This window comes from Actinospineispora eucalypti (genome assembly GCF_039543365.1).
In the GTDB taxonomy this organism is placed as follows: Bacteria; Actinomycetota; Actinomycetes; order Mycobacteriales; family Pseudonocardiaceae; genus Pseudonocardia; species Pseudonocardia eucalypti.
The window spans coordinates 36983-61155 of record NZ_BAABJP010000068.1 but is presented as its reverse complement, the minus strand read 5'-3'; the positions used below and the strand labels follow the sequence as shown (position 1 = coordinate 61155).

Sequence of the window (24173 nt, the reverse complement as noted above, 5' to 3'; positions counted from 1 at the left end):
CCGAAGCAGATGGTAGACGCATCGAACTTTCAGTCCCGGCAACGTAGATGACACGTCATCCATTCCCGTAGACTGGCCGGGTGGCCGAAACCCGATGGCTGGACGAGCGCGAGCAGTGCGCCTGGCGCGGCTACCTGGCGATGAACGCCCGGCTCACCGCGCACCTGCACCGCGAGCTGCAGGCCCGGTCCGGGCTGTCCCTGGCCGACTTCGACGTGCTGGTCCAGCTCACCGACCGGCCGGACCACCGCGCCAGGGTGCTCGAGCTGGCGGCCGCGCTGCAGTGGGAGAAGAGCCGGCTGTCCCACCACCTGGCCCGGATGCGGCACCGGGGCCTGGTGGGCCGGGAGGACTGCATCGAGGACGGCCGGGGCACCGTGGTCACGCTGACCCCGGCCGGCCTGCGCGCCATCCAGGAGGCTGCCCCGGCCCACGTCACCACCGTCCGCGAGGTGTTCTTCGACCAGCTCACCGCGCGCGAGGTGGACACCCTGCGCGACTTCGCCGAACGGGTGCTGACCCGCCTGGACCGGCCCGCCGGGACTACGGTTCCGGTGGCGCACCCCTGATCCCGGGAGAAGACATGGCCGAGTGCGGACACCTGGACACGATCACCCCGAACAGCCCCAGCGACGACGGCTGCCACGAGTGCCTCGAGCTCGGCGGCCGGTGGGTGCACCTGCGCATGTGCCAGCGCTGTGGGCACGTGGGCTGCTGCGACTCCTCCCCCGGCAAGCACGCCACCGACCACTACCGGACCACGGGCCACCCACTGGTGCGTTCGTTCGAGCCCGGTGAGGAATGGTTCTGGTGCTACCCGGACCAAGTGGCGTTCGAGCTGGACGTACCCCCCGGACCCACGCACTCCTGAAGGGACACCCATGGACGAGGACATCCTGCGGCGGATCAACCATCTGGTCGACGAGGAGCACCACCTGCAGCGCCACACCCAGGGCGACGAGGCCTCCGACGACGACCACCGGCGGCTGCGCGACCTCGAGGTGCAGCTGGACCAGTGCTGGGACCTGCTGCGACAGCGGCGCGCCCGCCGGTCCAGCGGGCAGCAGCCGGACGGGGCCGAGGTGCGCTCCGCCGGCGTGGTGGAGGGCTACCAGCAGTAGGCGTTCAACCCCGCCGGGAGGCGCCCAGCAGCTGGGCGCTCAGCACCATCGCGATGCCCACCAGCTGCGCCGGGCTGAGTGTCTCACCGGCGAACGTCCAGCCGAGCAACGCCGCGACCACCGGGCTGAGCAGGGCCAGCCGGGCGACCGTGGCCGGTGGCACGCCGCGGTGCAGGCCCCCGAAGAACAGCGCGAACGCGGCCGCGGTGGCGGCCGCGGCGAGCCAGCCAGCGGCCAGGACCTGTCCGTGGGTCATCGCCGGCGGGCCGCCCTCCAGCATGAACGCCAGCGGTACCAGCGCGAACCCGCCGGCCAGCATCTGCCAGGCCGTGGTGCTGAGGTGATGGGTGCCCGGCGGGGTGCCCCAGTGGCGGGTCAGCAGCATTCCGGCGGCCGCCGAGCCGGCCAGCACCAGCGCGGCCGCCACGCCCGCCGCGTCCAGCCGGTGGCCCGCGCGCAGGACCAGCAACGCCACCCCGACCACGCCGAGCGCCGCCGCGGCCACCTGGCGCGGCTGGATCCGCTCACCGAACAGCGCCACCAGCAGCGGGACCAGCACCGCCTGGGTCGCGGTGACCGTGGCCACCACCGCCCCGGGCACCCGGTGCACGGCGAACGCCTGCAGCGCGAAGAACGCGCCGAAGTTGAGCGCACCGAGCCCCAGCGAACGCAGCCACCAGCTGCCCCGGGGCAACGCGGGGCGCAGGGCGAGCAGCAACAGCCCGGCCGGGACCACCCGCTCCACGGAGTTCCACATCGGACTGACCGGCAGCTGCTGGGTGACCAGGAACGCGGTGCCGAGCAGGCAGGGACCGAGCGCGCAGCGGGAAAGCCCCTCGAGCTGGCGCGGCGGCGCGACCGCTGCGGCAGTGCTCACGAGGTGGTCACGAAGCCGACCGCGCCGGGGCCGCCAGCTGGTCCAGCTCGCGCTGTTTGGCCTCGAACAGCGCCTTCACGTTGTTCGCGCCGAAGGTGGTCGCGCCGTCCCGCTCGATGATCTCGGTGAAGTAGGTGCCCCGGTCGTGCCCGGAGCGGGTGAAGATCTGGAACAGGTCGCCGTCGTGGTCCCGGTCGGCCAGCACGCCCAGGCGCCGCAGCAGCTCCACCTCATGGCGGGTGCTCCCCACCCGGCCGGGCAGCTGCTCGTAGTACGCCCCCGGGGTCTGCCCGAACGGGACGTTCCGGGCCTGCAGTTCACCCACGGTGGCCACGATGTCGTCGGTGCGCAGCGCCATGTGCTGCACGCCGGGTCCGCCGTGCTCGCGCAGGAAGTGGTCGATCTGCCCCGGCTCCGCGCCGCCCGGCTGGATCAGTGTGAACACCGCGCCCCGGTCGGGGCTGGCGACGACCACCGAGTCCATCGCCTGCGCGCCTACCTCGATGCGCTCGGCGAAGATCTGCTCGAAACCCCACGCCCGCTGGTAGTGCGCGACCACCTCGGCCAACTCGCCGTGCGGCACGCAGATCGCGAAGTGGTCGATCTCCCGCAGGCCCAGCGGAGCCGGCACCGGTCCGCGCGGCACCGAGCCCAGCCCGGGCAGGAACCGGGTGGGCGCCCCGGCGGGCTGCTCGACCAGGGTGTGCACGATGTCGCCCACCCCGCGCAGCGCGGCCATCCGCACCGGGCCGAACCGGCGCGGCGGCTCGATCACCCGCGCTCCGCCGGCCACCGCGCGCGCATACACCTCGCGCAGGTCGGTGCAGGCGAACCCGATCCGGGCCAGACCGTCACCGTGCGCGGCCAGGAAGTCCCGCCCGGGACCGATGTCCGGCGGCTCGGTGAGCGCCAGCACGATCGAGCCCTGCCCCAGCACCACCGACCGCGCCGGCCCGGCCGGCGCGGCGAGCAGCTCGACGAACCCGTAGGCGGAGCTGAACTCCGAAGCAGCCGCGCGCGCATCCCGCACGTAAAACTGCACATGGTCACACCAGATAGAAGTGCGCATTGCGGAATTGCCCCCCAGCTCGAATCCGCTTCACCGGAGAGACCACCGGTGACCAGGCACAACTGTAGACAGGGAAAGTAGAACGCGGGTGATTGTGCTTGCAACTACTACGTTAACAATGAGTTGAGCACGTAGTCAACAAGTTCTTTACCTGCTTTCCTGAGCAATTTCCCCGGGTGTCCAGGCAAAGCCGAGCGAGCCGCCCAGCAGGCCGAGCAGGGTGCCCAGCAGGAAGCCGCCGATGTTACTGGAGACCAGTGCGGTCAGCGCGATCAGTGCGGCGACCAGGCCGAGGAAGCCGTGCAACCCCGGCGACCACACCAGGCACAGCCCGCACACGCACAGCATCCCGCCCAGCAGGAACCCGGACACCCCGGCCAACCCGGGCAGCAGCAGAACCGTGTAGGCGCCGGCCGGCAGGAGCACCACGACCAGCCCGCCGGCGAACGTGCACGCCCCGGCCAGCAACGGACGCCCCCGGCACCAGTCCCGCCAGCCCGGCGACGCGGCCCGGTGCGCACCCACAGGGCGCGTGACCACCCCGAGGACCACTAGAAACACTCCTTCTGGTCACTACCGACCGCCATCCGGACCCCGGACAGCCGCAGGCCGTTCGCCGTGGCCCAGCGGACCGTCACGTTCAGGTTGAGCAGCAGGCCGCCCGCCTTGATCGGCAGGAAACCCGGGTCGCCCGCGTCGGTAGGCAGGCCGGCCTCGGTGAATGCCCGGTTCAGCTCCATGTCCTCACCGAGCACGCCGAACCCGTCCACGCTCTCCAGGGCGAACCGCAGGGTTCCGATGTTCACCGGGTCGCGGTCGTCCGGCGTGGTGAACCGCAGCACGTACGGCCCGGCCGGCGTGTCCACCCGGAACGAGCCGCACAGCCCCTGCGCGTGGATGTCCTTCAACGTAATCACCACGGTGGGCTTCTTCTCCCCGCCGGCGGTCTGGAAGAACTCCGGCATGGTGCCCGCCGCCTGCAGGGACAGCTTCCGCACGCTGATCTTGACCGCCTGCCGCCCCTCCACCGCCAGGGCGACCGGCACCGCGCCGCTGGTCGCGCCCAGCGCGATGACCACCAGGACTAGCAGCGCCGGCACGAACACCAGCCCGAACCGGGACCAGTTGGTCCGCCCACCAACCGGGCTCATCCAATAACCTCCCCCGCGACAGAAACATCACCGATTCACTATCTTCCACTACTGAGACAGTGAAGACTGGCAACGTTGGCGCGGCCAGAGTACCGCAGCCGGAGAGACCGGGACGTGACGAGATACCGCATTGACGAGCTGGCCCAGGCCTCCGGGGTCACCGTGCGCAACATCCGCGCCTACCAGGACCACGGCATCCTGCCCGCCCCCCGGCGCGAGGGCCGGGTGGGCATCTACTCCGACGCGCACCTGGCCCGGCTGCGGGTGATCACCCAACTGCTCGGCCGCGGCTACACCGTCGCCACCATCACCGAGCTGCTCACCGCGTGGACCCAGGGCCGGGACCTGTCCGAGATCCTCGGCCTGGAACAGGTGGTGACCGGGTTCTGGGGCCAGGAGTCGGCCGAGTCGATGACCGTCGAGGAGGTCCACGCGCTGTTCGGCGCGCCGGACGCCGACGACCTGATCGAGAAGGCCATCCACGCGGAGCTGGTGGAGCGCGAGGAGAAGGACCTGCGGGTGCCCAGCCCCCGACTGCTGCGCGCGGCCGCCGAGCTGGTCACCGCCGGGGTCCCGCTGGACGGGGTGCTCGAGCTGGTCGGCCGGCTCGGCCGGGCGGTCGACTCGGCGATGCACGACCTGATCGTGCTGTTCTACCAACACTTCCTGCGCGAGCACGGGGACCAGCTGCCCCGCGGCGAGGAGGTGACCGAACTCACGGCACTGGCCCAGCGCTTCCGCCCGCTCACCGCGGCGGCCATGTCAGCCATGCTCACGAGGAGTATGGAGCGACACGTGGACGAGGTTATCGGCAGTTACATCGCGCGTCTCATCCCTGGACTGAACAGTCGACAAGCACCGTTCACATAGCGGAGTTATAGTCTAGAGGCAAAAGAAAAGGCGTCCCGTGAAGGTAGCGAGGTAGCACCATGGGCAACCGCGTGTTCGTCATCGGTGTGGGCATGACCAAGTTCGAGAAGCCCGAGACCAAGGACTGGGAATACCCGGACATGGCCAAGGAGTCGGTGACCAACGCGCTCACCGACGCCGGCGTCGCCTACGGCGACATCGAGCAGGCCTATGCCGGTTCGGCCTACGCCGCCATGGGCCAGCGCGCGCTCTACGACGTGGGCCTCACCGGGGTCCCGATCATGACCGTGGTGAACGCGTGCGCCACCGGCTCGTCGGCGCTGTTCCTGGCCCGCCAGGCGGTCAAGGCCGGCTGCGACCTGACGCTCGCCGTCGGCTACGAGAAGATGAGCAAGGGCTCGCTGTCCGCCGGCACCGGCAAGAAGGGCCCGGGCATGCTGGACTACCACCTCAAGGCCATGATCGCGGGCCGGGGCTGGGAAAAGGACAAGGCGCCGATGCCGCAGATGTTCGGCAACGCCGGCCGGGAGCACATGGAGCGCTACGGCTCCACCCCCGACCACTACGCGTGGATCGGCTGGAAGAACCACAAGCACTCGGTGAACAACCCGTACTCGCAGTTCCGCGACGAGTACTCGCTGGAAGACGTCAAGAACGCCACGATGATCTACGACCCGCTGACCAAGCTGCAGTGCTCCCCCACCTCGGACGGCTCCGGGGCGGCCGTGCTGGCCAGCGAGCGCTTCGTGGACACGCACAACCTGTGGGACCAGGCGGTGGAGATCGCCGGCCACTACATCGCCACCGACGTGACCGCGTCCTTCGAGGGCAACTCCTCGATCAACGCGGTGGGCGCGCAGGTGGCCAAGCTCGCCGCCCAGCGCGCGCTGGACGAGGCGCAGGTGGGCATCGAGGACGTCGACGTCATCGAGCTGCACGACTGCTTCTCGGCCAACGAGCTGATCACCTACGAGGCGCTGGGCATGGCCGCCGAGGGTGAGGCGCACAAACTGGTGGAGAACCAGGACACCACCTACGGCGGCCGCTGGGTGGTCAACCCGTCCGGCGGACTGATCTCCAAGGGCCACCCGATCGGCGCCACCGGGCTCGCCCAGTGCGCCGAGCTCACCTGGCAGCTGCGCGGCAAGGCGGACAAGCGCCAGGTCGATGGGGCCACGGTCGGACTGCAGCACAACCTGGGCCTGGGCAGCGCCGGCGCGGTGGCGGTGTACAAGAAGGCCAGCTGACCCGGCGTCGCAAACAAACCAGGGCGCCGCACACCTTCCAGCGTGTGCGGCGCCCCGGTTTCCCGCGCGACGTTCCGGTTTCTCGCGCGGGGCCAGGCTGTTGACGTGCGACTAAAGCGCGGTGCCCGTCCAAAGACGGCTTGGACGGCGGAGCCTGGGGCGATCTGCCGCGGCCCAGGTGCCGCCCCATCGTCGGGACGGGGCCAAATGGGAACCGGGCGACCGGCTCCGGCTCCCTCGTTGAAGATCGACATCAACCTCATGGGCCTTTCGGGAGCAAGTGAGGGCCGTCAGGTTGATGTCGATCTAGAAATCGCCGCACTCCACTCTTCCGATCGGGCCGCTCAGATTCGGGCGCGACCGCGACCCTCAGTGACGGGCTTCCCCGACACCGGGACGGTGCCAGTCGAGATGCGGGTGAGGGCTGTTTCGGCCGAACGGAACAACCCTCAGCCGCCTCTCGACCAGCCTGACAACCCCGCTCTCTCCGGCCACCCACCGCACCACCAGCCGATCGGGGAAGAGCCATCGGCCAAGTCCGCCGAGTGACACTTCAGCCGCCCGGAGTTAGTCGAGCCCGCCACAAACCAACGCGACCGGCCAGCCCGGGCCGCGACAGACCGCCCAGCTCCGCCGTCCAAGCCGTATTTGAACCGGCACCGCACCTCGACCGCACCGGCGCCAGGGCCGCGCGGTTCAGAGGCGGGTGAGCTCGATGGGGAGGCCGTCGCGCATGCGGGCGAAGCCGCGCCAGATCACCTCGGGCACGTGGCCCCGGGCCAGCCGCCAGCGGTGGCGCAGCAGCAGCTGGTGCATGACCGCCTTCATCTGCACCGCCCCGTAGTGCAGCCCGAGGCATCGGTGCACACCGCCGCCGAACGGGATCCAGGCGTACTCGTGCGCCCGGTCCTCCCGCCGGTGCGGCGCGAACCGCTCCGGGTCGAACACTTCCGGGTTCGGCCAGTACTCGGGCAGCCGGTGGTTGACCAGCGGCGCGACCACCGTAACCGTGCCCGCCGGGATCTCGAACCCCAGCACGTCCGTGTCCCGCACGGCCAGGTTCGGCAGCGCGTACACCGGCGGCATCAACCGCAGCGACTCCCGCATGACCAGGTCCAGCGAGCCCAGCCGGTCCAGCTCGGCCATGCCCGGCCGGCCGTTGCCCAGGGCGTAGGACTCGTGCCGGCACTGGGTCTGCCACTCCGGGTACTCCGCCAGGTACCGGATCATCGTCACCAGGGGGATCGAGACCGGGTCGAACGAGGCGTACAGCAGGAAGATCATGTGGTTCACGACGTCCTCGTCGGAGAGGCCCCGACCGTCCAGCCCGGTGGCCCGGCTGAGCACCGCGAACAGGTCGGATCCGCCCCGGGCGCGCACCGCCGGGGTGCGGTCCACGAACAGCTCCTCCAGCCGCCGCCGCCCGGCCAGCCCCCGGGACCAGGTACTGCCCGGGTACTCGAACCGCAATGTCGCGCCGGCGGCCGCCGCGCAGTCCAGGAACGCCCGCTCGATCTCCCCCGACTCGGCCCCGAGGCCGCCGCCCATGAACACCCGCACGCTGGCCCGCAGCACCGTCGCGCGCACGGCGTCCTGGGCCCGGAAGTTCGACGAGGTCGGCCAGGTGGCCAGGTCCTCCGCCAGCACCGCATGCAGCTGCTCGAGGTAGCCGTCGATCCGGTCCCGGGTCAGCACCTGCTCCATCAGCGCCCGGTGCGCCAGGTGCTCCTCGAAGTCCAGCATCACCAGGCTGCGAGGGAAGAACGGCCCCGCCCACAACGCCCAGCCGGCGCCGCTGGCGAAGCACCGGTCGCGTCCCTCCAGCACCACCTTGGCCGCGTCCCCGCCCACGGCCAGCGCCGAGGGGTGGCCGACCAGGTTGAACCGCGAGACCGGCCCGAACCTGCGATAGCGGTCCAAGTAGAAGCGCAGCGGGTCGCGGAGCACTTGCGCGCTGTGGCCGAGGAGCGGCGGACCGGCGGAGCCGGGCAGCGAAACCGTCCGCACGCTCACCACACCTACCTCTGCAGCCCCAAATTTCACCCAGGAGTCTACTGTTAGCCAGGTCACTCGGTGCAGGGAACTCCGGGAACCCGACGCACCGACATCTCGCTAGCTCACCGAGCGGTCGGTGTCGGCCCAGTGGCGCTTCCGCAGCTCACGCTTGAGCACCTTGCCCGCGCCGGACAGCGGCAGCGCGTCCACGTACTCCACGGAGCGCGGCGCCTTGTACCCGGCGATCTGCTCCTTGAGGTAACCCCGCAGCTCCTCGATGGCCGGCCGCTCCGCACCGGTCGGCACCACCACGGCGTGCACCCGCTCCCCCCAGTCCGGGTCGGGCACGCCGATCACCGCGCACGCCGCCACCGCCGGGTGCTTGGCCAGCGCGTTCTCCACCTCGGCCGAGTACACGTTCTCCCCGCCGGACACGATCATGTCCTTGATCCGGTCCACCACGAAGACGTAGCCCTCGTCGTCCATGTAGCCGCCGTCGCCGCTGTGCATCCAGCCGCCGCGCAGGGCCGCCTCGGTCTCCTCCGGGCGGTTCCAGTAGCCCTGCATCACGTGCCCGCCCCGGCTGACGATCTCCCCCACCGTGCCCCGGGGCACCTCGTTGTCCAGCTCGTCGACGATGCGCACCTCGGAGTGCGGCGCGGCCCGCCCGGCCGAGCGGCGCAGCCGGTCCACCGCGTGGTCGGCCGGGTTCAGGATGGTGGTCACCGGGGACAGTTCGGTCATCCCGTAGGCCTGGGTGAACTCGGCCGCCGGCAGCCGCTTCGCCGCCCGCTCGAGCAGCGCGACGGAGATCGGCGAAGCACCGTAGAGCAGGTGCCGCACACTGGACAGGTCCGCGTCGGCCGCGTCCGGCGAGTCCACCAGCATCTGGATCATGGTGGGCACCAGCAGCACGTCGGTCACCCGGTGTTCCTGGATGGCGGCGGCCACCCCGGCCGGGGTGAACCCGGGCACCATCACGTGGGTCCCGCCGAGGGCGTTGCAGGTGGCCCACGCGGCGCCGTCCGCGAGGTGGAACATCGGGGCGGCGTGCAGGTACCGGCCGCCGGGAACCATGAACGCGCCGGTGGCCGCCGAGCCGAGCGCCGAGGTCAGCAGGTTCGCGTGGCTGAGCATCACGCCCTTGGGCCGCCCGGTGGTGCCGCCGGTGTAGTAGATGCCGGCCAGCTGGTCGCCGCCCCGGCAGGCGTCCGGCACCGGGTCGTGCCCGGCGATGAGCTCCTCCAGGTCCAGCGCCCCGTCCGGCGCGGGTCCGGTGCCGCTGTGCAGCACCGCGCGCAGGCCGGGGTGCTGCTCGCGCAGCGTGGGCACCATCGGCGCGAACGCGTCGTCCACCAGCAGCACGTCGGTCCCGGAGTCGACCAGCGAGAACGCGATCTCCGCCGGGCTCCACCGGGTGTTCGCCGGGGTGACCACGGCATCCGCCCAGGGGACCGCGAACAGGAACTCGTGGTAGATGTCCGAGTTGTGCGCCAGGATGCCCACCCGGTCCCCCGGCCGCACCTCCAGGTCCAGCAGCGCGGCGGCGAACCGGGCCACCCGGTCGCCGCACTCGGCCCAGGTGCGCGTGCGCCCCTGGAAGATCGTCGCCGGCAGCCCCGGGGTCTGGCGGACCTGGCGGTGCAGGGCTTGGGTGAGGTACATCGTCAGCCTCCCTCGAGTTCGAGCACGTTCAGCGCCATTCCGGCCAGGTCGTCGGTGAGGCCGGGAAGCTTGTGCAGCCCGTGAACCCGGGCCAGTGAGTTGATCACGGACAGCGCCGCGTGCACGGCGGCCAGCGCACCGGGTTCGTCCAGCCCGGGGTCGCGTTGGCGCAGCAGGCTGGCCCATTCCTCGACGTACTCGCGCTGGCCGCGCCGCACCCGGCGGCGCGCCTCGTCCGACAGGTTCAGCATCTCGGTGACCAGCACGGTGATCTGCGAGGGGTCCCGGACCGCGAAGTCCGCGTAGTCGGCCGCGACCTCGCGCAGCGCGTCGTCCGGGCCGTCCGCGTTGGTCAGCGCCCGGTGCAGCCCCAGCCAGAGCCCCTCGTTGCCCCGGGCCAGCGCGGCGGAGAGCAGCTCTTCCTTGCTCTCGAAGTGCTTGTACACGCTGGGGCCGGCGATGCCGGCGGCGGTGCCGATGTCGGTGAGGCTGACCGCCGCGTACCCGTGCTCACCGAACAGCCGGGTGGCGGCGGCGAGCAGCGCCTCCCGGCGGGAGGCGGGCGCGAGCGCCGGGCGGGAAGGCTCGTGCGGCCGGACCGTGCGGTCCCTGGCCGGCAGCGCGGTGGCGTAGACCCGCCGCGCGGCCGCCCCGAGCAGCGCTACGTAGCGGCGTTCGTCCAGCTCCACGCGGTGCTGCGAGGTGCTCTGCAACACCGCCAGCGCCGCCCAGCCGCGCAGCTCGGCCTCCACCCGGGACACCCCCCGGGCGCACAGCGAATCCACGATGCGCTCGGCCAGCTCGCTCAGCCGCCGGCGGGCCTCCCGGCGCCGCTCCCGGGGCAGGTGGTTACTCTCTCGGTCCCAGAGCACGCCCAGCTCGCGCCGCCCCACGCTGCACACCGCCAGCGCGTCGAGCAGCTGCTCCCCCGTCGCCGCGCCCTCGGTGGCCGCGTCGATCCAGTCCAGGGCGTCCACGATCACCGCCCAGAGCAGCTCCCCCTTGCCGGCGAAGTGCCGGTACATCGCGCTCTGCCCGATGCCCACGGCCGCGGCGATGTCCGCCATGCCCACCTGGTGGTAGCCGAGCTGCCAGAAGCCCCGCGCCGCGGCGGTCAGGATCTGTTGCCGGCGGTCCCTCGGGCGACGCCTCGGCGCCGGGCCGCCGGTGACGGCTAGCGCTGCCATCTCGGGCGCGCCGCTCAGCCGCCCCAGCCTCCGCCGCAGATAATCACCTGGCCGCTGACGTAGTCGCTCTCCGGGATGCAGAACATGTACACCGAGCCGGCCGCCTCCGCCGGGGTTCCGGCCCGGCCGAGCGGGATGCCGCGCTCGGCGGCCGCCAGGATCTCCGGGTTCACCCCGACCTTGATCTGCCGGCCGGCAACGTCGATCTTCGCGTCGCCGTCGGCCGACGCCTCGGTCAACCGGGTCCGGATCAGGCCGAACGCCACGCAGTTCACCGTGACGTCGTAGCGGCCCCACTCCTTCGCCAGCGTCTTGGTGAGGCCGGTGATCCCGGCCTTGGCCGAGCTGTAGTTGATCTGGCCGGCGTTCCCGCCGGTGCCGGCCACCGAGGAGATGTTGACCACCTTGCGGGTCACCCTCGGCGCACCGGCCGCGCGCTCCGCCTTGACCGCCGCGCTGATCACCGGCTGGGCCGCGCGCAGGATGCGGAACGGCGCCTTGAGGTGCACGTCCAGGATGTCGTCCCACTGCTGGTCGGACATCTTCTGCACCACGTTGTCCCAGGTGTAGCCGGCGTTGTTGACGACGATGTGCAGGCCGCCGAACTCCGAGACGGCGGTGTTCACGAAGCGCTCGCCGAACTCGGGGTCGGTCACGCTGCCCGCGCACACCACGGCCTTGCCGCCGGTCGCCTCGATGTCCGCGGCGGTCTGCTTGGCCACGTCCGAGTCCAGGTCGTTCACCACGACGGAGGCGCCCGCGCCGGCCAGCTTGAGCGCGATCTCCCGCCCGATGCCCCGTCCGGAACCCGACACCAGTGCCACGCGATCGCTGAGTGGAAGGGCAGTCATGATTCTGAGATCTCCTAGCGTTGTGGGTTACCACTTGCCGAAAGGGCATTCCTGGCGATCCGGCGAACAGCTAATCAGAAGTCACTTAACGATGGCAATCCCTGGTCCGGGGCCGGTCGAGGACCGATTCCGACCGACTCGGACTGTTCGACGCCCGAATCGGCTCCTACAGTTGTCGGCTATGTTCGCCGCCGAACGCCGCCAGCTCATCCTGGAGCTGGTCCGCGACCAGGGCGCCGTGGCCGTGCGGGAGCTGACCGCGTCGGTGCGCGCCAGCGAGGTGACGGTGCGCCGCGACCTGCGCTACCTGGAGTCGGTCGGGCTGCTCTCCCGGCGGCACGGCGGCGCCGTCGCCACGGGCCCCTCCGGGACGGCCTACGAACCGACGTACGCGGAGAAGACCAAGCAGGCCGCCGAGGAGAAGGCGGCCATAGCGGCGGCCGCCGTGGAACTGGTGTCCGACGGCGACGCGGTCGCGCTCGGCGCCGGCACCACCACCCAGGCGCTGGCCCGGCGGCTGGCCGGCTTCTCCGAGCTGACCGTGGTGACCAACTCCCTGCTGGTCGCCCAGGTCCTGGCCCGCTACCGGCACATAGAGGTGGTGCTGGCCGGCGGCGCACTGCGCGGCTCGATCCTGGCCACGGTCGGCCCCTCCGCCGAGCAGATGCTCGCGGCCATGCGGGTGACGACCGCGTTCATCTCGGGCAACGGGCTCACCGCCGCCCGCGGGCTCTCCACCCCGAACATGTCGGTGGCCAGCATGGACCGGGCGCTGGTCGGCACGGCCGACCGGGTGGCCGTGCTCGCCGACCACACCAAGATCGGCACCGACTCGGTGGTGCGCACCGTGCCGGGCGATCAGATCGACCACCTCTACACCGACGCGGCGGCGGACCCCGGGGAGCTGGCCCGGTTCCGCGAGCTGGGGGTCCGGGTGCATCTCGCCCGGGCCGCCGGACCGCCCGCCGGAGAACCGGCTCCGCACCCGGGATGAGCGCCCGCCACCGGGTCGGATGACCGGATTTCGACCGGATTCGATCGTCTTTCGGCTCGATACCGAGCAGTGCCGGTCATTCGTTGACACTCTCGATCCGGCTCAGTCAGAGTGAGGCTCCGTACCTGGCTGAGGAGGTGCTCCGTGATCCGCAATGTGGCGGCCCGCCGAGCAGTCGTGGCAAGTTTCCTGATTCCGCTGGTCCTGGCCGGGTGTGCCCGACCGCAGGAGGGCTCACCGTCCGCCGGCGCCCCGTCCGGCGCGGGCGAGCAGCGGGTGAAGGAGGCCCCGGGCAGCGGGCCGGAGTGCGCCCGGGCGGCCTACGGCATCCCGCCCGGCGACCTCAAGACGCTGAAGGTGGGCTTCTCCCAGTCGGAGAAGGAGGCCAACCCGTTCCGGATCACCGAGACCCAGTCGCTCAAGGACGAGGCGGCGAAGCGCGGCATCACCCTGCTCGCCACCAACGCACAGTCCCAATTGCCCAAGCAGATCGCGGACATCCAGTCGCTGCTGAGCCAGGGCGCGCAGGTGCTGGTGGTGGCGCCGCTGAACTCCACCGGCCTGGAGCCGGCGCTGGCCGCCGCCCGGGCGAAGAACGTCCCGGTGCTGACCATCGACCGCACCCTGGACGGCGCCCGGCCCTGCCAGGACTACCTCACCACCATCGTGTCCGACTTCGTGGACCAGGGGAAACGGGCCGCCGAGGCGATGGCCAAGGCGACCGGCGGCAACGGGCGGGTGGCCATCCTGCTGGGCAGCTCGGGCAACAACGTGACCACCGACCGCACCAAGGGGTTCAAGGACTACGCCGCCGCGAACGCGCCGGGCCTTCAGGTGGTCGCTGAGCAGACCGGTGAGTTCCAGCGGGAGAAGGGCAAGACGGTCACCGAGCAGCTGATCCAGGCCAACCCGGGCCTCACCGCGATCTACGCCGAGAACGACGAGATGGCGCTGGGCGCGGTGGCCGCGCTCAAGGCGGCCGGCAAGAAGCCCGGCCAGGACGTCAAGATCGTCACCGTGGACGGCACCCGGGAGGCGGTGCAGGGCGTGGTGAACGGCGAGATCGCGGCCGTGATCGAGAGCAACCCCCGGTTCGGGCCGATCGTCTTCGACACCTACCAGAAGTTCTACGCCGACACCCCGGTGCCCAGCAAGATCATCATTTCCGATCACGCCTACGACCAGGGCAACGCCGCGCAGGGACTGAGCACGGCGTACTGATGAACTCGGAGGGGGACGGTCCGGTTCTCGAGGCCCGGGGGCTGGACAAGTCGTTCGGCGGTGTCGCCGCGCTCCGGCGGGTCGACTTCACCCTCCGGGCGGGCGAGGTGCACGCGCTGGTCGGCGAGAACGGCGCCGGCAAGTCCACGCTGATCAAGGTGCTCACCGGGGTGCACCGGCCGGACGCGGGCGAGGTCCGGTACGCCGGCCGGCCGGTCGCCTTCGGCGCGCCGATCGACGCGCAGCGGGCCGGCATCTGCACCATCTACCAGGAAGTCAACCTGGTCGGCTCGATGAGCGTCGCGGCCAACCTCTTCCTCGGCCGGGAGCCGCGCCGGTTCGGGCCGCTGGTGGACCGGCACGCCATGCACCGGGCCGCCGGGGAGCTGCTCGCCGGCCTGGGCATCGACGTCGACCCCCGGCGCCGGCTGGACACGCTGGGCCTGGGCACCCAGCAGATGGTGGCGCTGGCCCGGGCCGCGTCCACCGACGCCGGCGCAGCCGGCGCGCTGGGTCGGGCGCCCAGTTCGGCGCCCGACGGGAACACCGCCCGCGTCATGATCATGGACGAGCCGACCTCCTCGCTGGAGCCGCGCGAGGTGAGCACCCTGTTCGAGGTGGTGCGCGGCCTGCGCGAACGGGGCATCGCGATTGTCTTCGTCAGCCACCGGCTGGCCGAGCTGTACGAGCTGTGCGAAACCGTCACCGTGCTGCGCGACGGAGCGGTCGCGCACACCGGCAACCTGGCCGGGCTGAGCCGGCTGCGGCTCATCTCGCTCATGCTCGGCCGGGAGCTGGAAGCCGTCCGACACGACGGCACCACCACCTTCCACCCCGAGCAGCACGCGAAACCCGGCGAACCGCTGCTGCGGGCGCGCGGGCTGACCAGCCGAGGCACGCTGGGCGGGGTGGACCTGGACGTGCGGGCCGGCGAGGTCGTCGGCCTGGCCGGGCTGCTCGGCTCGGGCCGCAGCGAGACGATGACCGCGCTGGCCGGGGTGGCCGGGCGGGACTCGGGCACGGTCAGCCTGGCCGGACGGGAGCTGTCCGCCGGCGCGCCGGCCGCCATCCGCGCCGGGCTGGTCCTGGTGCCGGAGGACCGCAAGGCCGAGGGCCTGGTGCTCAACCTGTCGGTGCGGGAGAACATCGTGCTGGCCGCCCTGCCCCGGTTGTCCCGGTTCGGCGTGGTCTCCCGAGCCCGCCAGGACCGGGTGGTGGACACCTTCATCCGGCGGCTGCGCATCAAGGTGTCCGGGCCGGACCAACCGGTGTCCGAGCTCTCCGGCGGCAACCAGCAGAAGGTGATGCTGGCCCGGTGGCTGGCCATGAGCCCGAAGGTGCTGCTGCTGGACGAGCCCACCCGGGGCATCGACGTGGGGGCGAAGGCCGAGGTCCAGACGCTGATCGACGAGCTGGCCGCCGACGGCCTGGGCATCCTGCTGGTGTCCTCGGACCTGGAGGAGCTGGTCGAGGGGGCCGCCAAGGTGGTGGTGATGCGGGACGGCACATCGGTCGCCGAGCTGACCGGGGCACGGGTGAGCGTGGCCGGCGTGATGGACGCGATCGCCCAGGGCGGCGAGGGCTCCGCTTCCACGGGGCGGCCGGCATGACCGAGGTGCTCCGGACCGAACCCGGCGGCCTGGACCGGACCCGCGCCGTCTGGCTGGCCCGCGAGTACGGCGTGTACCTGGCGCTGGGCCTGGTGGTCCTGGTCAACCTCGTGGTGACTCCGCATTTCGCCACGGCGGACGCGCTGCGCACCCAGTTGGTCCAGGTGGCCCCGGTGCTGGTGGTCGCGCTGGGCATGGCACTCGTCATCGGCACCGAGGGAATCGACCTTTCGGTCGGTTCGGTGATGGCCCTGGCCGCCGCCGTGCTGCCGCTGTACCTGGGCTACGGCCTGCTCGGCGGGCTGCTCGCGGCGCTCCTGGTCGGCGCGCTGGCCGGGTTGCTGAACGGCGCGCTGGTCGCCTTCGTCGGGGTGCAGCCGATCGTGGCCACGCTGGCGCTGCTGGTCGGCGGGCGGGGCGTGGCGCTGGTCATCGCGGAGGGCCGGGCCACCCCGATCACCGAGCCCGGCCTGCTCGCGCTGGGCGGAGGGGCGGTGCTGGGCGTGCCCTACGTGGTACTGGCCGCCGGGCTGCTGGTGGTCGCGGTCGGGTTCCTGGTCCGGCACACCACCTTCGGCCGGCAGCTGGTGGCCGTCGGCGGCAACCGCCGCGCCGCCGGCTACGCCGGCCTGCCGGTGACCCGGGTGCTGCTCACCGTCTACCTGCTGTGCGCGCTGCTGGCCGCGTTCGCCGGCACCATCGCCACCGGCCAGCTGACCGCCGCCGATCCGTCCAACATCGGCCTGCTGGTCGAGCTGTCCGCCATCACCGCCGTGGTGGTCGGTGGTACCCCGCTCTCCGGAGGCCGGGTCCGGGTGCTCGGCACGGTGGCCGGCGCGCTGCTCATGCAGCTCATCATTGCCACGCTGATCAGGCACAACATCCCCGCCTCGGTGGCCCAGATGAGCCAGGCCGCGATCATCGTGGTGGCGGTCGCGGTGCAGCGGGCGCAGGCGGTGACCCGGTGACCTCAACCGCCGGCACGATCACCGGGAGCGCCACACCACTGGCCGAACTGCTGCGGCGGCGCGGCGCGCTGGTCGTGCTCGCCGTCGTGCTCGCGGCGGGCGGGCTGGCCTTCGACACCTTCCTGACCACCGAGAACCTCGGTTTCCTGAGCCTTCAGGCGGCGTTCCCCGCGCTGGTCGCGCTGGGCATGACGTTCGTGATCATTTCCGGCGGAATCGACCTTTCCGTCGGTTCGGTGTTCGCGCTCGGCGGGGTGCTCGCCGCGTACGCCTCCCGGTGGGGCCCGCTGCCCGCGTTGGCCCTGCCCCTGGCCACCGGGGCGGTCATCGGCGCGGTGCACGGCCTGCTGATCACCCGCTGGCGGCTGGCGCCGTTCATCGCCACCCTGGCCGGCCTGCTGTTCGCCCGCGGCCTGCTTCTGTTCCTCACCGACGAGGGCGGGCGCACCTATCTGGTACCGCCGGGCTCGGTGTTCCTCTGGCTGGGCCAGGGGCGGCTGCTCGGCATCGGCATGCCGACCTGGATCGCGCTGGCGTCGTTCCTGCTCGGCGGCCTGGTTCTGGGCCGCACCCGGTTCGGCCAGCGGCTGTTCGCCATCGGCGGCTCGGAGTCGGCGGCAGCCCTGATGGGGCTGCCGGTGGCCCGCACCAAGCTGGCCGTGTACACGCTGTCCGGGGTGCTCGCCGCCCTCGCCGGCACGCTCGCCGCCGCGCAGGCGGCCTCCGGGGTCACCATTGTCGGGGTGGGCGCCGAGCTGGACGCGATCGCGGCGGTGGTGATCGGCGGCACCCTGCTCACCGGCGGTTCGGGCTCGGCGCTCGGCACCGCCGCCGGGGTGGCCCTGCTCGCCGCCCTGCAGAACTTGATCAACCGGATCCCGAACCTGGACAACTCGTCGGTGCAGACCGTGGTCTCCGGGGCGTTCCTGATCGCGGTGATCGTCGCGCAGACGCTGCTCGCCCGCACAGCGCCGGCGCGGGGCATTTCGCGCGTCCGCGCCGGCGCTGTTTCCTCCCGAGGGGGCGTCAGCCGTTAGTCGGCGGGCGCTCCACCAGTTGGCTGAGGTACAACTGCTCACCGAGCTTGTCGATCAGCTCGAGGTTGGTCTCCAGGTAGTCGATGTGACCTTCCTCGTCGGCCAGGATCTCCTCGAAGAGATTGGCCGACGTGATGTCACCCTTCTCCCGGCACATCGCGATGCCCGGGCGAAGTCGCTCCACGACCTCCAGCTCGACCGCCAAATCGCAGGTGAGCTGTTCCCGAACGGTCTGACCGATCCGCAGCGGCAGCAGCCGCTGGTAGTTCGGCAAACCCTCCAGGAAGAGAATTCGGTCGGTAATCTTCTCCGCGTGCTTCATCTCGTCAATTGACTCGTCACGCGTGTGCTCGGCGAGTTTGGTAAAGCCCCAGTTCGCCTGCATCTTGGCGTGCAGGAAGTACTGGTTGATCGCCGTTAACTCGCTGGTCAGCTGCTCATTGAGCAGCGCAATGACCTCTTCATCCCCACGCATGGGCGCGACGCTACACGTGACTGTCCGTATTAGGACACAATCACTCGGAGTTAGGAGAGGTTCGGATGATATAAGGAAAGGGCCAGATAACTAAGCCGAGCCGAACCTAAATAACTCGATCAGTGCTCGAGACCTTAAGCGCTTCGCGGCAGGCCGTCCAATGCACCCGCCAAGCCTCCCTTATTTTCCAGGAGCATGGCAATAGTTTCCCGGCAACCGCCACAGCCGGTGCCCGCCATGGAGCACTCGCTGACCTCTTCCACGGTCCGTGCTCCGGCGTGGATGCACTCCCGGATCTCGTGCTCGGTGACCGCGATGCACATACACACGAACATCGTTGTTTGCCCTTCCGGCCTCGGTCACCGCGCCTTGGTGAGGTAAACCTAAGGGAAGCATGCCTAACCTTCCCTTCGCAAGGCCACCGGGATATTGGGCACACTAGGGCGGTGCCGCTTGACGAGTACCGCCGCAAGCGCGATCCGGACCGCACTCCGGAGCCCGTGCCGGCCGAGGATCCGGCCCTCACCGGCCCCGGCAGCGCGTTCGTGATCCAGCAGCACCACGCGCGGAGCCTGCACTGGGACCTGCGCCTGGAGCGGGACGGCGTGCTCGCCTCCTGGGCCGTGCCCAAGGGGCTCCCGCCGGACCAGCAGACGCTGCGGCTGGCGGTGCGGACCGAGGACCATCCGATGGAGTACCTGGAGTTCTCCGGCGAGATCCCGGCCGGCGAGTACGGCGCCGGCCAGATGACGATCTGGGACCGCGGCCACTACGAGACGCTCAAGTGGAACGACGCCGAGGTGCAGTTCGTGCTGCACGGCGAGCGGACCCACGGCCGGTACATCCTGCTGCGCAAGGGCAAGGGGCCGAACCAGTGGCTGCTGCGCCGGGGCGACCCACCCGAACGGACCGACTGGCGGCCGCTCCCGCGCGAGCTGTCCCCCATGCTGGCCGCCCCCGGCGAACTGCCCCCGGACGACGACCAGCGCCGCTACGAGGTGCGGTTCGGCGGCACGCGGGTGCTGGTCCGGGTGGACGGCGGCCGGGTGGAGCTGCTGGAGCCGGACGGTGCGCCGGCGGCCAACCGGCACCCCGAGCTGGCCGGGCTGGGCCGCGCGCTGGGCAGCACCACCGCCCTGCTGGATGGCGAGATCGACGGCAACCCGCCCGGACTGTGGATCACCGACCTGCTACACCTGGACGGCCGCGACTGCCTGGACCTGCCCTACCGGGAGCGCCGCGAGCTGGCCGAGGGACTGCCGCTGACCGGCCAGCACTGGCGGCTGGTGCCCAGCTACCCGGGTGGGGGCGCGGCCGTACTGGCCGCCGCGGCGGAGCAGGGCCTGCCCTCGGTGGTCGCCAAGCGCGCCGACTCCCGGTACCTGCCCGGTCACCGGGGCGAGGAATGGATCGAGATCCGCACCGGCGCCGAGGCCGCCGAACCGCCCCCGGCACCCGCCCGCCGGCCCAGCTCGGGCAAACGGGGCGTGACCAGTGTGCCGGTGGCCGGCCGCCAGGTCCGGCTGGCCAACCCGGACAAGGTGCTGTATCCGCTGGTCTCGCTGCGCAAACGGGACGTGATGGACTACTACCTCGCGGTGGCCGAGGTGATGCTGCCGCACCTGGCGGGCCGGCCGGTCACCCTGCGGCGCTGGCCGGACGGGGTGGACGCGCCGTCCTTCTTCGAGAAGAACGTGTCCCGGCACGTACCGAGTTGGGTGCGCACCGTGCGGCTGGCCACCCCGGGCAGCGCCGCCGGCTCGGAGTTCATCGACTACCCCCTGCTGGACGACGCGGCCGGGCTGGCCTGGGTGGCCAACCTGGCGGCGCTGGAGCTGCACGTGCCGCAGTGGACGGTCCAGGACGGCAGCGATCCGCCGGAACGCACCGACCCGGACCTGCTGGTCTTCGACCTGGACCCCGGCGAGGGCTGCACGATCGTGGACTGCGCGCGCATCGCCGAGCGGGTCGCCGCCGTGCTCGCCGAGGACGACCTGCCCGCCTACCCGCGCACCAGCGGCGGCAAGGGCATGCAGCTCTACACGCCGGTCCGGGTGGAACGGCCCGAGCAGACCAGCGAGTACGCCCGCGCGGTCGCCGACCGGCTGGCCGGTGAGGACCCGGGCAAGGTGATCGCGGTGATGGCCAAGCAGCGGCGCCGGGGCCGGGTGTTCATCGACTGGAGCCAGAACAACCCGGTGAAGACCACGGTCGCCAGCTACTCGCTGCGCGGCCGGCACCAGCCCACCGTGGCCACGCCGCTCACCTGGGACGAGGTGCACGCCTGCCGCCGCCCGACCGATCTGGTCTTCACCGCCCCCGACCTCCCCGACCGGCTCGCCGCACACGGCGACCTGCTCGCCCCGCTCCTCACCGACCACCACCCACTCCCCTGACCTGCCAAAACAACTCGCGCCGCGCCCGGGAGCGCGTTCCGCTGAACGCAAGGCCGGCACGTCCGGAGCGTTCCGCTGAACGCGAGTCGAGCGCCTCCCGCACGTTCCGCTGAACACTGTCGCGTGGCCGGTGGCCGGGCTCCAAGGATGGCTTGGACGGCGGGGCTTGACTGGTCTGCCGCGGTCTTCGTCGCCGGCTGCGCGTCCCGTTCCCGCCGCGGAGCCTTCATTACGCACCGTAACGGCAGCGGGCGCCTGAAGGCTCGGATTCGAGCTGCGTTCCCATCGAGCGCGACACCAGTCTGGCCCTGGCCATGATCGAATCAGACTGGTGTCGCGCTCGAGGAAGCGGACGTGCGCGAACCTCGGCCCGGCAGTCACGCACCGTAACCGGAGCCGGCAAATCACCACCGGTGAACGTCACCTGCGGCACCCAGGCCGCGGCGGACCAGCGAAGCCCCGCCGTCCAAGCCGTCTTTGGAACCCAGCCACCGCCGGACCGAGCGGCGAAGAGTGTTCCGCTGAACGCGGCGGCACCGTGCGGAACGCTCCGCCGAAGGTTCATCGGGTGGAGACGGCGGTGAAACTTCGCGCGGGGGCCGGGTTGGGCGGGAGCTGGCAGACTGGGGTTTCGTGAGGGCTGACGCGTCCGGCACCGGGCGAGGTTCCGCGCATCCGTACCTGGCCGGGCCGTACCCCCGGGCCCTGGTTCACCGGGGTTGGCAGCTCGACGAGCTGGCCGGGATGGAGAACTCGCTGGCCTCGTTCCGGCGCGCGGTCGCGGAGGGGTTCAGCTACCTGGAGATCGACGTGCACGCCACCTCGGACGGGGTGGTGGTGGTCGCGCACGACGCGGCCCTGGACCGCACCACGGACGGCTCGGGGCCGATCGCCGAGCAGCCGTGGCGCGTGGTGGGCGCGGCCCGGGTCGGCGGGCGGGAGCCGGTGGTCGCGCTGGAAACGGTGCTCGAGGAGCTGCCCGGGGCGCTGCTGAACATCGACCTGAAGGCGGACCCGGCGGTCGAGCCCACGCTGGAGCTGCTGTCCAGGACGGACGCCTGGGACCGGGTGTGCCTGGCCTCGTTCTCGGCCAAGCGGCTGGGCCGGGTGCGCCGGGCGGCCGGCGCGAAGCTGCTCACGTCCTGCTCGCCGAGGGACGCGCTGGCCCTGCGGCTGCGCGGCTGGCTGCGCCAGGCCCACCTGGGACCGGCCGGCGGGCTGGTCGGCGGAGCTTTCCCGGTGCCCGCCCAGCTGGCCCAGCTCCCCCGCACGCAGGGGCCGCTGACCGTGGTCGACCCCGGCCTGATCGGCGCCGCCCACGCGCTGGGCATGGAGGTCCACGTGTGGACCGTCAACGAGGCCGACGAGATGCACGAGCTGCTGGACATGGGCGTGGACGGCCTGGTCAGCGACCGGCCGGACCTGCTGCGTGAGGTGCTCGCCGAGCGCGGCCAATGGCCGGGGTGAATCCCTTGGCCCGGGTGAGTCGATGGCCGGGGTGAGCCCGGGGCGGGTGCGCGGGGCGGCGCTCACCCGGGAGCAGCGCGGGTGGTGCTGGTATGACTGGGCGAACTCGGTGTTCCAGACCTCGGTGCTCACCGTGTTCCTCGCGCTGCACCTGACCGAGGTGGTCACGGCGGCCGCCCGGGCCGCCGGCCAGCCCTGCCCGACCGCGCTGCGTGGCTGCGCCGTCCCGGTTTTCGGCCTGCCGGTGCAGGCGGGATCGGTGTTCGGTTTCCTGCTGGCCGGCTCCACGGTGATCCAGCTGGCCGTGTTGCCGGTGGCCGGTGCGATCGCCGACCGGACCGGCCACAAGCGGGCCATGCTGGGCGGGTTCGCCTTCCTCGGCGCGGCGGCCACCTGCGGCCTGGCCGTGCTGGACGGCACCGCCTGGGGCCTGGGCGCGGCGCTGTTCGCGCTGGCCAACCTGTGTTACTACGGCTCGGTCGTGGCCTACTACGCGTTCCTGGTGGACATCGCCCCGCCGGAGGCGCGGGACCGGGTGTCCTCTCGCGGCTGGGCCTTCGGTTTCCTCGGCGGCGGGGTGTGCCTGGCGCTGAACATCGCCATGCTGCGCGGACTGGGCGCGCTCGGCGTCAGCCAGTCCGACGGGGTGCGGGTGTGTTTCGTGGTGTGCGGGCTGTGGTGGGCCGGGTTCACCCTGCTCCCGCTGATGCGCCTCACCGACCGGCCGGGCACGGCGTCCGACCGCACCGGGGCTTCCCCGCTGACCGCCGGCTTCCGCCAGCTCGGCCGCACCCTCGCCGAGGCTCGGCGGCTGCCCATCACGCTGGCCTACCTGGGCGGATTCCTGATCTTCATCGACGGCATCAACACGGTCGCGGAGACCGCCGGGCTCTACGGCTCGCAGGAGCTGGGGCTGCCCGTGGACGTCATCCTGGGCACGGTGCTGGTGGTGCAGTTCCTGGCGTTCGCCGGCGCGCTGGCCCACGGCTGGTTGGCCGGCCGGATCGGCGCCCGCCGGGCCATCCTGGTGAGCCTCCTGGCCTGGGTGGTCGTGATCTCGGCGGCCTACTTCGTGCAGCCCGGCCAGCGGCTGCAGTTCTACGCGCTGGCCGCCGGCATCGGGGTGGTGCTGGGTGGCACGGCCGCCCTGTCCCGCTCGCTGTTCAGCCAGTTGGTGCCGGCCGGCCGGGAGGCGCAGTACTTCGCGCTGTACACGCTCGGCGAGCGGGGCACCGCCTGGCTGGGGCCGCTGGTGTTCACCCTGGTGGCCAACGCGACCGGGTCGTTCCGGCCGGCAATCGTCTCGCTGGTGGTGTTCCTGGTGGCCGGGTTCGCCATTGTGGCGGTGGTGCCGGTGCGCCGGGGAATCCGTGCGGCCGGAAACCCTGAACCGCCGCTGGTCTAGCGAGTGTGACGCACCTCACACAGGGCGACCCGGTCACAATCACGATTGCAAAACCGCGAAATGGGGGACACTGAGGGACGGCGCGCAACTGGCAAGTGACATCGACGACACGTCGGCCAACGTGTCGTGGAGGGAACACTAGTAGCTAGGTGCGACGTTACACGAGGTGCTGCGAGCTCGGGATCCCTCCTCCGAGCCACGAGGTGAAAGGACTACATCATGGCGGACCGTGTGCTGCGAGGCAGCCGGCTCGGGGCTGTCAGCTACGAGACCGACCGCAATCACGACCTCGCGCCGCGCCGGTCGGTCCAGTATGCCTGCCCGAAGGGACACGCCTTCGACGTTCCCTTCTCGGACGACGCCGAGCCACCCCTCAACTGGGAGTGCCGGCTGCACGGCAGCATCTCGAAGCTGATCGACGGCGTGGAGCCCGAGAGCAAGAAGGTCAAGCCGCCGCGCACCCACTGGGACATGCTGTTGGAGCGCCGCTCCATCGGTGAGCTGGACGAACTGCTCGCCGAGCGCCTGGAGGAACTGCGCGGCCGCCGCTCCAAGTCGGCCTGACCG

General features: G+C 71.5%; 24 protein-coding genes. 14 read left to right on the top strand and 10 right to left on the bottom strand.

Translation table 11 applies throughout. The annotated features are described in order from the left end of the window. Positions 1–140 precede the first annotated feature (140 nt). The 3 genes from ABEB12_RS40590 to ABEB12_RS40580 are packed head-to-tail and all read left to right on the top strand — an operon-like array spanning position 141 to position 1121. On the top strand, positions 141–569 hold the full coding sequence (locus ABEB12_RS40590; RefSeq protein WP_185066179.1) for a MarR family transcriptional regulator: 429 nt from the start codon (positions 141–143) through the stop codon (positions 567–569). A gap of 14 nt (positions 570–583) precedes the next feature. Then, positions 584–871: a UBP-type zinc finger domain-containing protein gene (locus tag ABEB12_RS40585; protein WP_185065625.1), complete on the top strand. Its 288-nt coding sequence runs from the start codon at positions 584–586 to the stop codon at positions 869–871. Between the two features lie 10 nt (positions 872–881). Further along, positions 882–1121 (top strand): DUF2630 family protein, encoded by a 240-nt coding sequence (locus ABEB12_RS40580; RefSeq protein ID WP_185065624.1) that lies wholly within the window; start codon positions 882–884, stop codon positions 1119–1121. 4 nt (positions 1122–1125) lie between these two features. On the opposite strand, the gene ABEB12_RS40575 is transcribed toward ABEB12_RS40580, so the two are convergent. The 4 genes from ABEB12_RS40575 to ABEB12_RS40560 form a co-directional block, all read right to left on the bottom strand. Continuing rightward, positions 1126–1998, bottom strand: a complete 873-nt coding sequence (locus tag ABEB12_RS40575; protein ID WP_185065623.1) for an EamA family transporter — start codon at positions 1996–1998, stop codon at positions 1126–1128. A gap of 7 nt (positions 1999–2005) precedes the next feature. Continuing rightward, positions 2006–3040, bottom strand: coding sequence for a 4-hydroxyphenylpyruvate dioxygenase (hppD, locus tag ABEB12_RS40570; RefSeq protein ID WP_221498785.1), 1035 nt, complete (start codon positions 3038–3040; stop codon positions 2006–2008). Positions 3041–3214: 174 nt separating this feature from the next. After that, positions 3215–3607 (bottom strand): DUF6114 domain-containing protein, encoded by a 393-nt coding sequence (locus ABEB12_RS40565; RefSeq protein ID WP_185065621.1) that lies wholly within the window; start codon positions 3605–3607, stop codon positions 3215–3217. A gap of 11 nt (positions 3608–3618) precedes the next feature. Continuing rightward, positions 3619–4218 carry a DUF6230 family protein gene (locus ABEB12_RS40560; protein ID WP_185065620.1) on the bottom strand — a complete coding sequence of 200 codons (600 nt, stop codon included), beginning with the start codon at positions 4216–4218 and terminating at the stop codon, positions 3619–3621. Between the two features lie 114 nt (positions 4219–4332). Between ABEB12_RS40560 and ABEB12_RS40555 the strand changes: the two genes are divergently transcribed. Both ABEB12_RS40555 and ABEB12_RS40550 read left to right on the top strand, forming a co-directional pair. Beyond that, entirely contained in the window at positions 4333–5088 is a 756-nt protein-coding gene (locus ABEB12_RS40555) for a MerR family transcriptional regulator (protein ID WP_185065619.1), read from the top strand. Positions 5089–5147: 59 nt separating this feature from the next. After that, a complete protein-coding gene (locus tag ABEB12_RS40550) occupies positions 5148–6335 on the top strand; it encodes a thiolase C-terminal domain-containing protein (protein WP_185065618.1) in 1188 nt (395 codons plus the stop codon). A gap of 696 nt (positions 6336–7031) precedes the next feature. Here ABEB12_RS40550 and ABEB12_RS40545 read toward each other — a convergent pair. The 4 genes from ABEB12_RS40545 to ABEB12_RS40530 form a co-directional block, all read right to left on the bottom strand. After that, positions 7032–8348, bottom strand: a complete 1317-nt coding sequence (locus tag ABEB12_RS40545; RefSeq protein ID WP_185065617.1) for a cytochrome P450 — start codon at positions 8346–8348, stop codon at positions 7032–7034. Positions 8349–8447: 99 nt separating this feature from the next. Next, a complete protein-coding gene (locus tag ABEB12_RS40540; RefSeq protein ID WP_185065616.1) occupies positions 8448–9995 on the bottom strand; it encodes a long-chain-fatty-acid--CoA ligase in 1548 nt (515 codons plus the stop codon). A gap of 2 nt (positions 9996–9997) precedes the next feature. Then, a complete protein-coding gene (locus tag ABEB12_RS40535; protein ID WP_185065615.1) occupies positions 9998–11182 on the bottom strand; it encodes a TetR family transcriptional regulator in 1185 nt (394 codons plus the stop codon). 14 nt (positions 11183–11196) lie between these two features. Continuing rightward, complete coding sequence (locus tag ABEB12_RS40530; protein ID WP_345703576.1) at positions 11197–11997, bottom strand: SDR family NAD(P)-dependent oxidoreductase; 801 nt, start codon at positions 11995–11997, stop codon at positions 11197–11199. A gap of 217 nt (positions 11998–12214) precedes the next feature. On the opposite strand from ABEB12_RS40530, the gene ABEB12_RS40525 reads away from it, so the two are divergent. From ABEB12_RS40525 to ABEB12_RS40505, 5 genes are all read left to right on the top strand, one after another. After that, positions 12215–13027, top strand: coding sequence for a DeoR family transcriptional regulator (locus tag ABEB12_RS40525; protein ID WP_185065613.1), 813 nt, complete (start codon positions 12215–12217; stop codon positions 13025–13027). Between the two features lie 144 nt (positions 13028–13171). Further along, the gene (locus ABEB12_RS40520; protein ID WP_345703575.1) at positions 13172–14248 is read left to right on the top strand and encodes an ABC transporter substrate-binding protein; all 1077 of its coding nucleotides are present in this window, start codon (positions 13172–13174) and stop codon (positions 14246–14248) included. Further along, positions 14248–15858 (top strand): ATP-binding cassette domain-containing protein, encoded by a 1611-nt coding sequence (locus tag ABEB12_RS40515; protein WP_185065612.1) that lies wholly within the window; start codon positions 14248–14250, stop codon positions 15856–15858. Before ABEB12_RS40520 ends, ABEB12_RS40515 begins: the two co-directional genes overlap by 1 nt. Further along, a complete protein-coding gene (locus ABEB12_RS40510; RefSeq protein WP_185065611.1) occupies positions 15855–16826 on the top strand; it encodes an ABC transporter permease subunit in 972 nt (323 codons plus the stop codon). The genes ABEB12_RS40515 and ABEB12_RS40510 overlap by 4 nt, the downstream gene beginning before the upstream one ends. Next, positions 16823–17863: an ABC transporter permease subunit gene (locus ABEB12_RS40505; protein WP_185065610.1), complete on the top strand. Its 1041-nt coding sequence runs from the start codon at positions 16823–16825 to the stop codon at positions 17861–17863. Before ABEB12_RS40510 ends, ABEB12_RS40505 begins: the two co-directional genes overlap by 4 nt. Here ABEB12_RS40505 and bfr read toward each other — a convergent pair. Beyond that, positions 17853–18338, bottom strand: a complete 486-nt coding sequence (gene bfr / locus ABEB12_RS40500; RefSeq protein WP_185065609.1) for a bacterioferritin — start codon at positions 18336–18338, stop codon at positions 17853–17855. The two genes, ABEB12_RS40505 and bfr, sit on opposite strands and share 11 nt — an antisense overlap. Positions 18339–18472: 134 nt before the next feature. After that, complete coding sequence (locus ABEB12_RS40495) at positions 18473–18661, bottom strand: (2Fe-2S)-binding protein (RefSeq protein ID WP_345703574.1); 189 nt, start codon at positions 18659–18661, stop codon at positions 18473–18475. Between the two features lie 123 nt (positions 18662–18784). On the opposite strand from ABEB12_RS40495, the gene ligD reads away from it, so the two are divergent. From ligD to ABEB12_RS40475, 4 genes are all read left to right on the top strand, one after another. Then, positions 18785–20734 (top strand): non-homologous end-joining DNA ligase, encoded by a 1950-nt coding sequence (ligD, locus tag ABEB12_RS40490; RefSeq protein ID WP_345703573.1) that lies wholly within the window; start codon positions 18785–18787, stop codon positions 20732–20734. A gap of 633 nt (positions 20735–21367) precedes the next feature. Next, positions 21368–22201, top strand: a complete 834-nt coding sequence (locus ABEB12_RS40485; RefSeq protein ID WP_345703572.1) for a glycerophosphodiester phosphodiesterase — start codon at positions 21368–21370, stop codon at positions 22199–22201. 22 nt (positions 22202–22223) lie between these two features. Beyond that, complete coding sequence (locus ABEB12_RS40480) at positions 22224–23606, top strand: MFS transporter (RefSeq protein WP_185065607.1); 1383 nt, start codon at positions 22224–22226, stop codon at positions 23604–23606. A 219-nt stretch (positions 23607–23825) separates the two neighbouring features. Further along, entirely contained in the window at positions 23826–24170 is a 345-nt protein-coding gene (locus ABEB12_RS40475) for an RNA polymerase-binding protein RbpA (protein ID WP_185065606.1), read from the top strand. The last annotated feature ends 3 nt before the right edge of the window (positions 24171–24173 follow it).